Source organism: Stieleria sp. (genome assembly GCF_041595215.1).
GTDB classification, from domain to species: domain Bacteria; phylum Planctomycetota; class Planctomycetia; order Pirellulales; family Pirellulaceae; genus Stieleria; species Stieleria magnilauensis.
This window is the reverse complement of record NZ_JBFHKV010001421.1, coordinates 1-1,752: the sequence shown is the minus strand read 5'-3', so window position 1 is coordinate 1,752 and position 1,752 is coordinate 1. Positions and strand designations below refer to the sequence as shown.

The following is a 1,752-nucleotide window of genomic DNA, read 5'->3' as shown; positions in this document are numbered from 1 at the left end:
GTAAGCCAGAAACTGTTGCAGTTCGGTCTCGCTGGGCGGTCGAGACAGACAGGCCAGGAACAGGGTTTCAATTCGATCGGAATCCGAAAAGAACGGTGCTTCCATCGACGCGATCAGACCGCTTTGTTCTTCGGCGGTCGCGACCAGCATCTCCGGGCCGTTCATCATGCCCAGCACCTGAACGACGCCGTGCGGATAGTCACTCGGCGCAGCCTCGGGGGCTTTCATGCGACGAAGGAATTCGTCACGAACCGCTTGTTCGGCTTGCGGCGAATCCGCCGCTGCATTGAACCGCCCAAGCAACACGTTTTGATGAAGACTGTCGAAGTACTGGGACGCCGAAAGGGTTTTGACATTCATCGCGGCGAAAGCATCCGCCCGTGGCCGCTGGCCTTCGCTGATCGCGCTGGTCTGATGATAGGCCTTCGTGCGGGTCAGCATGCGATAAAGCTCACGCAAGTCAAAGCGGTGTTCCACCAGGTAGTCGGCCAGGTACTGCAGCAATTCGGGATGGCTGGGCGGATTGCTGGAATCCATCGCGTCGACCGGATCGACAAGCCCACGTCCGAACAGATGCGCCCAAACGCGGTTGGCCGCGGCGCGTGCGAAGTAGGGGTTGTTGCGCGAGGCCAGCCAGATGGTCAGTTGACGCCGTCGAAAGTCTGTCGGATCGGCTTCCGGTGGCGAAGTCGCGCCCGGATATCGCGGCGCCATGACTCGATCGGAATCGGGGAACATCACTTCCGCACCCGATCGATCTTCGATCGCTTGGCCGCCACCGCGCAGATTCGTCTCGCTCAATTGCAGCTGCGCAAAGAACGCGGCGAACGACCAAAAATCATCTTGCGTCCATCGGGCAAAGGGGTGGTCGTGGCACTGGGCGCATTCCAGTTGAACGCCCATGAACAATCTGGATGTCGCCGCAGCCAGTTTCACCGGTTCCAAGTTCCGCGACGTGTAAAAAATCGCCGGCCCCTGATCACTCTTCCCGCCGGCGGTCAAGAATCCGCCGACCAAATGATCATACGGCGTGTTGTTGAGGAACTGTTTTCGTAACCAAGCGTGCAGGGCCGCCGCATCAACCTGGCGGTCGTCAGACGTTTCCGTCGGAAGCAAAAACTCATTCCAGCGATGGGCCATGTGGGTCGCAAACCGAGACGAGCTCAGCAGCGATTCGATCAACTGTTCCCGTTTGTCGATCGACGGGTCCGCCAGAAAACGTCGCAGTTGCCAAACCGGCGGGGCGACGCCGGCAAGGTCCAGCCAGGCACGTCGACAGAACTCGGCATCGCCGCTTCGCGGGCTAGGGCGTGTCGCCGTTTCCTGCCAAGATTCGCTCAGGTACTGATCCACACGATCCGATGGCGACGCAAATCGATCTCCCGTCGTTTCGCCACAACGGGCGACGCTTCCGATGGAAACGATGAGGGCGAGAACGCAGTGAATGCAAACAATTCGCATCATGAGGCCAATGGAGAAGTGAGGCATTGCTCTTGTGTTATACCACTTGTCATGGCGCCACGCACGGAGATTCAGACTCAGGAGAATCAGGCTCAGGGATTCAGGCACCTCAATCAGAACGAAAGAATTCGGGCGGTTTGACGCCGCTGACTCGTAGCCGGGGCGCCGAGACGTTAACATTGGCGTGACGCGGAACAAACTTTTGAGATTGAGCAGTAGCGGATGATCCCAACGACCCTGAGTGCGGCCAGATTCAAACAGGTGGTCGGCGTTCTTGTGATGTGCGGTTTG

General features: G+C 58.7%; 1 protein-coding gene. It reads right to left on the bottom strand.

Features of this window, described 5'->3' with window-relative positions:
* Nucleotides 1-1,464 (bottom strand): DUF1549 and DUF1553 domain-containing protein (locus tag ABX749_RS31785; RefSeq protein ID WP_372899573.1); only part of this gene is annotated, 1,464 nt, incomplete at its 3' end.
* Nucleotides 1,465-1,752: the final 288 nt, after the last annotated feature.